The organism is Streptomyces pseudoechinosporeus (assembly GCF_054783935.1).
Map to the genome: position 1 here is coordinate 823,673 of NZ_BAAGPS010000009.1, position 7,201 is coordinate 830,873.

The 7,201-nt window shown below is 71.3% G+C and carries 5 protein-coding genes and 1 pseudogene; 1 reads left to right on the top strand and 5 read right to left on the bottom strand.

All coding sequences use genetic code 11. The features are described 5' to 3' along the window. Positions 1-188: 188 nt before the first annotated feature. The 4 genes from ACYVO6_RS15120 to ACYVO6_RS15135 all read right to left on the bottom strand — a co-directional run bounded on the left by ACYVO6_RS15120 (position 189) and on the right by ACYVO6_RS15135 (position 5,632). A complete protein-coding gene (locus ACYVO6_RS15120; protein ID WP_461061320.1) occupies positions 189-3,314 on the bottom strand; it encodes an amidohydrolase family protein in 3,126 nt (1,041 codons plus the stop codon). Between the two features lie 424 nt (positions 3,315-3,738). Next, positions 3,739-4,017 (bottom strand): PhzF family phenazine biosynthesis protein, encoded by a 279-nt coding sequence (locus tag ACYVO6_RS15125; protein WP_461061322.1) that lies wholly within the window; start codon positions 4,015-4,017, stop codon positions 3,739-3,741. 110 nt (positions 4,018-4,127) lie between these two features. Beyond that, positions 4,128-4,901 (bottom strand): sulfite exporter TauE/SafE family protein, encoded by a 774-nt coding sequence (locus ACYVO6_RS15130; protein ID WP_461061324.1) that lies wholly within the window; start codon positions 4,899-4,901, stop codon positions 4,128-4,130. Between the two features lie 302 nt (positions 4,902-5,203). After that, on the bottom strand, positions 5,204-5,632 hold the full coding sequence (locus ACYVO6_RS15135; RefSeq protein WP_461061326.1) for a hypothetical protein: 429 nt from the start codon (positions 5,630-5,632) through the stop codon (positions 5,204-5,206). Between the two features lie 47 nt (positions 5,633-5,679). Here ACYVO6_RS15135 and ACYVO6_RS15140 point away from each other — a divergent pair, with 47 nt between their 5' ends. Continuing rightward, a complete protein-coding gene (locus tag ACYVO6_RS15140) occupies positions 5,680-6,720 on the top strand; it encodes an MBL fold metallo-hydrolase (RefSeq protein WP_461061328.1) in 1,041 nt (346 codons plus the stop codon). Between the two features lie 70 nt (positions 6,721-6,790). On the opposite strand, the pseudogene ACYVO6_RS15145 reads toward ACYVO6_RS15140, so the two are convergent. Beyond that, positions 6,791-7,201 (bottom strand): annotated as a pseudogene (locus tag ACYVO6_RS15145) (hypothetical protein); the annotation flags it as partial.

A 7,201-nucleotide genomic window follows, 5' to 3' on the forward strand; every position in this document is an offset into this window, starting at 1 on the left:
CGGCGGAGCCCAAGCGGGTAACGGGAAGGCCGTGCCACGACTCGATCCTTTCATGAAATCGAGTCTCCATTCGAGCCGGGGCGGTTCAGCCACTTCCCGCCATGCGCGGAGCGACCGGTCACAGCAACTGCCCCGACGTCATCGCGACGGCCTGCTTGCCGCGGAGGGGCTCGTCGGCGAGGCCGGCATCAGCAACAGGAGTGAGGGATGTGTTCCTCCCGGTGCCACCAGAAACGGTCGCGGGCCGGTTGTTGGGGTAGGTCGGGCAGTGCGGCGTTGTGGACGGCCGTCCGACTCTGCTTCGTCGTCGCCGTCAGGTCTGCGACGGTGTGCGGGATGCCGCCGACGACGACCTGGCGTACGGCGGCCGCGGCCGCGATGTCCATCGTCGGGTCGCCCTCGACCAGGACGAGGTCGGCGAGCTTGCCCGGCTCGACGGTGCCGAGCTGGTCGGACAGTCCCAGGGTGCGGGCGCCTTGGACGGTGGCGGAGCGCAGCGCCTCGTACGGGCTGACGCCGTGGCGGACCATGGTCTGCAGGTTGAGGTGGTAGTAGACGCCGGGCGGGACGAGCGGGCTGTCGGTGCCGACGGCGACGTGGGCGCCCTGTTCGACCAGGCGGCGGACGGTCTCGCCGTGCCGGGCGACGAAGGCGAGTTCGGCGGTCGGCTCCTCGGCCAGCGCCGCCTCGATGCCCTCGCGCAGCTCCGCGTACTCGGCAGCGGTGAGCAGGGAGGTCAGCCGGGTGTCGTCCAGGGCCCACTCCGCGTAGCGGTAGAGGGCGGCCCGGACGGCGGGCAGGCCGAGGCCGGAGAGTCCGAAGGTGGGCGTGAAGGCCATGCCGCTCGCGGTCAGCGGGCCGGTGACGTCCTGGTAGCTGTGGCCGAGGTGGGTCTCCTTCTGGCGGCGGCCGTAGCGGCTGGTGCCGCCGATGTGCTCGACGCCGTCGGCGCCCAGGTCGAGCGGGCCGAACAGGTAGTGGGACGCGGTCCGCAGACCGATCCGGTGGGCGGCCCGGACGGCCGTGCGCTGGAGGGCGTAGGGCAGCCGGACGTACGTCTTGACCATGTCGTGGCCGAGGGCGCGGGCCTTGCTGATCTCGCGGCGCAGCTGCTCGTCGTCGGTGACTGGGCGGGCCGAGGAGTAGTAGATGCGGGAGCCGTCGACCATCTCGCCGGCCGCGAAGACGCGGGGGCCGGTGCGGCGGCCGGCGGTGAGGGCCTCCTTGGCCTCGACGGCCGCGTAGTGGGCGGTGCCGGGTGAGCGCAGGGCGGTGATGCCGAAGGAGAGCCACAGGCGCATGAGTTCGTTGCGCTCCCAGGGGCCGTGCTCGTGGACGGCGACGAAGCCGGGCAGCACCGTCAGGCCGCGGGCGTCGACGACCTTGTCCCCGGGCCGGACGGAGCGGGCTCCGCGCGGGGTGACGGCGGCGATGCGATGGCCGTCGAGGACGATGTCGACGTCGCGCCGCAGGCCGGGGCCGGTGCCGTCCCAGAGGGCGCCGGCCCGGACGACCGTACGACCGGTGGGCAGCGCCGGGCGCCAGGTGAGCCGGAGCGGGACGGCGGAGGCCTTGCCGGCGGGCGTGGTGAGGCGCAGGCGGCTGTCGGAGAGGTAGAGCAGGGAGGCGGAGTCGCCGCTCCAGCTGGGTGCGTCGGCGGTCTCCGCGCTGACCCGGCGGGCGGTGCCGGTGGTGCGGCCCTCGGCGTCGAGGTCGCTGATGTGCAGGGTGCCGTTCGCGATGTACGCCGTCCTGGTGCCGTCGGGTGAGTGGACGGGGCCCGCGTCGATGCGGTTGGCGAGGGAGCCGCCGGGGAGGGGCTCGCTGTAGTGGGCCTCGCCGGTGGCGAGGTTGACGGTGAGGATCCGGTTGTGGCCCTCGCGGTAGCGCGGGGTGACGGGGACGAGGACGGCGGCGGACAGGCGTTTGCCGTCGGCGGTGAAGGTGGGGCGGCCGAGGGCGTTCAGCGGGCCGGCCACCTTGCGGACGGCGCCGGTGGCCAGGTCCAGGGTGCAGAGGGTGGCGCCCTCGGAGACGAAGGCGACGGTGGTGCCGTCCGGGCTGACGGTGGGCGCGGCGGCGGACAGGCTGGTGTCGGTGAGGCGGCGCCGGGTGCGGGTGGCGAGGTCGTACCGCCACAGCGCGATGCCGCCGTCGCGGTCGCTGACGTACACGAGGCCGCGGCCGTCCGGGAACCAGGCCGGGTCGGTATTGCGATGCCCGTCGGCGACGACCGCCTCGGGGGCCCGGCCGCGGCGCATGATCCACAGATCACCGAGGGCGCCGAAGGCGACGCTGCGGCCGTCCGGGGAGAGCGCGGGACCGACGATGCCCTTGACCTGGCGGCCGCCGGTGCCGTCGAAGTCCCGGGCGGCGGCGGGCCGTTCGGTGACCCTGGGCACGGTGACGCGGGCGCTGAACGGGACGTCTTCGACAGTGTCCTGGAGCGTACGGCGGCGAAGGCGGCCGTCGGCGGTGTAGAGGAGTTCGTCCGGGCCGGCCCAGCGGGCGGCGAAGGGGAACACGTCCTCGTCGTCGTCGGACACGGTCTCGCTGTCGACGACGAGTGCGGTGCCGGTGGTGGTGAGGTGGACGTAGGCGAGGCGGCTGCCGTCGGGCGAGAAGGAGGGTCCGGCGAGGCGGCCCTCGGTGACCTTGGCGAGGGTGGTGCGGGTGCCGTCGGCGGTGACCCGGTCAATGGCCTGCGGGGCGTCGGCGGTCCCGGTGGTGAAGGCGATCGCCGTGCCGTCCGGCGTCCAGCAGGGCTGGCCCTCCTGGGCGGTGCCGGTGGTCCAGACGGTGGCCTCGCCGCTGTCGACGTCGATGACGTGGATCGCGTACCGGCCGTCGCTCTCGGCGGCGCAGGCGATCCGGGTGCCGTCGGGAGAGAAGCGCGGCTCGCGGTGGTCGGCGTCACCGGAGGTGAGCTGCTTCCGCCCGGTGCCGTCGGCGTTCATCAGCCACAGGTGGAAGACGCCGTCGGTGTAGGCCTGGTAGACGATCCGGCGGCCGTCCGGCGAGAAGTCAGGCTCGCTCGCCTCTTCCTCGACGCCGGTGAGCGGCACGGCCTCACCGCCCTCGGCGGGCAGCATCCACAACAGGTTCAGCAGGTCCAGGACGACGGTCCGGCCGTCCGGGGCAAGCGCGGCGGAGGCATTGGTCGCCTCGGTGACGGTCACGCTGACGGCACGCGCGTTCGCCCCACCGTCCGCGGCCGGGGAGGCCCACGCCGGAGTCCCGTGACCGCCCAACACCCCTGCCCCCGCAGCGAGTCCGGCTCCACGCTTGATGAGCGCACGACGTGTCAGTCCCATTGGTCCACACCTCTCCGCAGGTTTTGATGCACCCTACAGATAAGGGCAGGCCCATGGAACAGTCCATTCCGCTCTGTTCGCGACACGCAAACTCCCGTTTACGCAAGGGAGTTGACACCTGCGGTCGGCAACGCGAAGCGCCGCGTCGGCTACCCTCGCGGGGCACGAACGGCGCTCCCCTGAACAGGGCGACGTTGCCTGATGCGGCATCAGTCAGGGCTGCATGTGCTGGTCCAGCGGCTCCTGCACGTCGCTGGGGATCGTCGTTCCGAAGCCCAGCGGCTTCGCCCGCACCGGTCCATGTCCGCACCGGGCTTCCGAGCTCCGCCACGCTCTCTGAGTACGTCCCGTGACGGACACGACCCCGCGGTCAGGGGCTGACGTGGCGGGCCCGGTGAGCTGTGTAGGCGGCTCCGTTCCCGGATCACCTGCGATGGACACGCTGGCCGAGGACAGTGGTGTGTCCGGCCAGTGTGACGGCGGGGAGTCCGCCGTGCCCGGTGTGGGCGGTGGCCTCGATCTGGCTGGGACGCCCCATATGGACGCCTTGCTCGATGTGGAGCGCGTGGTCGCGCCCGGCTTCTGGGTGGCTCAGAGCGGCATGGGCGGCCAGGCCGACGCAGGCGGAGCCGGTTGCCGGGTCTTCGTCGACACCGACGGCAGGGACGAAGGCGAGGGCGTAGAGGCGGCCGCCGCTGATCAACTCCCCGGCGAAGAGGTGGAGACGCGGCGACCAGCCCCGAAAAACAGGGCCAACTCAGAGTGTTGAAGCCAGTCGGGGGCGGGCCTTCGTCATGTGCCAGCCGCGGTGTGTCAGCGCAGCAGGAGCTGCACGATCGCGATGACGCCGACGGCGACGATGACGGCGCGGAGGGCGGTGGGCGGGAGGCGGCGGCCGACCTTGGCGCCGATCTGCCCGCCGAGGGCGGAGCCGACGGCGATCAGCAGGACCGCCGTCCAGTCGAACTCGGCGACGAAGAGGAAGAAGCAGGCGGCGACGCCGTTGACGACGGCTCCGAGGATGTTCTTGACCGCGTTGACGCGTTGCAGGTCTTCGTCGAGGAGCAGGCCCATCAGGGAGAGGTACAGGACCCCTTGGGCGGCGCCGAAGTAGCCGCCGTACCCGCTCGCGAGGAGCAGTCCGACCAGGAGGACGGGTCCGCCGTGCGGGCGGGAGGTGGTGCCGTTGTTCTCGCGGCGGCGCTGTACGGCTCGGGCGAGGCGTGGTTGGAGCAGTACGAGCACGAGCGCGAGGGCGATCAGTACGGGGACGATCGTGTCGAAGGCCTCGGAGGGCAGGACGAGCAGCAGGATGGCGCCGCCGAGTCCGCCGATGAGAGCGGTGAGGCCGAGGACGAGTGCGCGGCGGCTCTGTCCGCGGAGTTCAGCGCGGTAGCCGATGGCTCCGCTTATGGAGCCGGGGACGAGGCCGAGGGCGTTGGAGACGTTGGCGGTGATCGGCGGCAGCCCGGTGGCAAGCAGTACCGGGAAGGTGATCAGGGTGCCGGAACCGACGATGGTGTTGATCGTGCCCGCTCCGATGCCGGCTGCGAGGATGGCCAGTGTTTCCCAGATGGACAACGCCATCTCCTTAACATGATCAGTGTGTCGCCTCCCCGCCGCGCGGCAGGCGGTCGAGGGGCTCGCACTGATCATGCACGATCAAGCGCATGGTCCAGCGTGCATCTGTGGATCGATGCCTGGTCGTGGCTGAACTGCATGCCATTGAAGGCCGATGCCGGCAGACCGTCGAGTCGGGCGTTTCGGGAGTCGGCTGCCTCGTGGCTGCTGCCGCATGAGTTGCGCAGGCTCGCGGCGTCCGAGCTGCGTCGGACCACCCTCGACGGCAGTCGATAGAATCGGGGTTGCCCTAACGGAGTTTGGCGGACTCAAGGCGAGACGATCTGTTTCGACAGCAATTGGCGTCGGACGTTGGCCACACGTTCCCAGCTGGTGACGAAGGAGTCCGTCTCGGCGCGGCGGGTCATCCCGTCAAAGGTGATGTCAATGAGTTCCAGGAACGCGTCGACGTCGTCGATCTTCAGGACCTGAGCGTCCCGCAGCCGCTCGACGGCCGGGCTCAGCATCTCGACGACGAGCCGGTTGGTGCGCTGGACCAGGCCGGCGGGCGTATCGTCGGTCATCCGGGCGCGCAGGCCGGCCAGTAGCGTGTCGGCATGCGAAGGTTGACGGTCGAGGCGCTCCAGCAACCATTCCAGGAGCAGTTCGTCGTCGTCCCGGGCGGCATGCTCCGTGAACGCCCGCATCGCCTGCGCTGAGAAGCGGCCCAACAGCGCCTCCGCGAACTGCGCCGCCACGCACGCCATCCGGCGTGATCCACGGGGTGCATCAATCAAGGAGGATCATGACAACGCGGTTCGACCAGGGCCCGTGGGCCGCAGCCGGAGTCCAGACCGTACAGCCCGGGGTGCACCGCGTTCCTCTGCCGCTTCCCAACGACGGCCTGCACGCCGTCAACGTCTATCTGCTGGAGGACCTGGCCGACGACGGCGGCATCATCATGATCGACGGCGGCTGGGCGATCCCCGAGGCGCGCAAGGCGCTGGAGGAGGCACTGGCCGCCATCGGCCGCGACCTCGGCGACATCAGCCACATCCTCGTCACCCACATCCACCGCGACCACTACACGCAGGCAGTGGAACTGCGCCGGCTGCTGGGCTCGCGCGTCTACCTCGGCGCGGGTGAACGCCCGGGCCTGGAAATGCTCGACCGACTGCGCAGCGACGAACCCGCCGGCTCACTGGAGACTCTGCGCAGGGCAGGAGCCGGCGAACTCGCCGACCGTATCCAGACAATGGATCACGGCGGCTACGACCCGAGTGTGTGGGAGCCTCCCGATCGCTGGCTCGCCGCCGAAACGCTTCGCTTCGGCGAGCGCGAACTGCATGTCGTACCAACTCCGGGACACACCAAGGGACATGTCGTGTTCCTGGACGAGCAGCGGGGGCTGCTGTTTTCCGGGGACCACGTCCTGCCGCACATCACCCCGTCCATCGGTTTCGAGCTGGCCGAGCCGGGCGGCCGGCCGCTCGCCGACTACCTGGACTCGCTGCGGCTGATGAACCGGTACGCCGACGCCCGCCTGCTGCCCGCGCACGGGCCGGTCGCCGACAGTGCCCACACCCGGGTCGCCGAGCTGCTCGCCCACCACGACGACCGGCTGGCCAAGAGCCTGACGGCGCTGGGCGAGGACACGCTTGACGCCCACGCGGTGGCGCGCAAGCTCGGATGGACGCGTCGGGCGGTGCCGTTCGGCGAGCTCAGCGCCTTCAACCAGATGCTCGCGGTCAACGAGACGGCGGCGCATCTGGATGTCCTCGTGCTGCGGGGGCGGGCGACGGTGGTGTTCGTGGGCGGCGTGAACCAGTACACGCGCGTGCGATGACACCACGGGCCTGTGCGGTTCCGGCACCAAGGGCACCGGACTGCCACGCCCAGGAGGTCGCCCAGGAAGATCACTCGTCCAGGTCCGGCAGCCGCGCCGCGGCCGGGCTGATGCGTTCGCTGTGCTGGTCGAAGACGAAGAGGTGGGCGAGGTCGACAAGCAGAGGGACCTGCATGCCGAGGCGGAGTTCGATGTCGGCGATGGTGCGGACCACCAGGTCACCGGGGAGGCGGCTCTCCTGCGCTGTCGGTGCCGACTGGTCGGGCTGCACGTCGTACGGGTCGTCCAGGACCACCACCGGGCCGGCGCGCAGGGCGCCCGCGCGCTCCCGGATGCGGTCCAGGACCGTGCCCTCACGGCGGCGGCGACGGATGGCGCGGCCGGAGTTCTGGTGGCCGCCTGGTGCCCGGCGCCCGCTCTTGCCGCCGGTGTGCTGCTGGCGGCGCTGGTCGTAGTGGTCACGATGTCGCGCCGTTGAGGA

Excerpts from the sequence above, each read along its gene's own strand:
- ACYVO6_RS15120 (WP_461061320.1), bottom strand. The coding sequence starts at position 3,314 with ATGGGACTGACACGTCGTGCGCTCATCAAGCGTGGAGCCGGACTCGCT.
- ACYVO6_RS15130 (WP_461061324.1), bottom strand. The coding sequence starts at position 4,901 with ATGGCGTTGTCCATCTGGGAAACACTGGCCATCCTCGCAGCCGGCATC.
- ACYVO6_RS15140 (WP_461061328.1), top strand. The coding sequence starts at position 5,680 with ATGACAACGCGGTTCGACCAGGGCCCGTGGGCCGCAGCCGGAGTCCAG.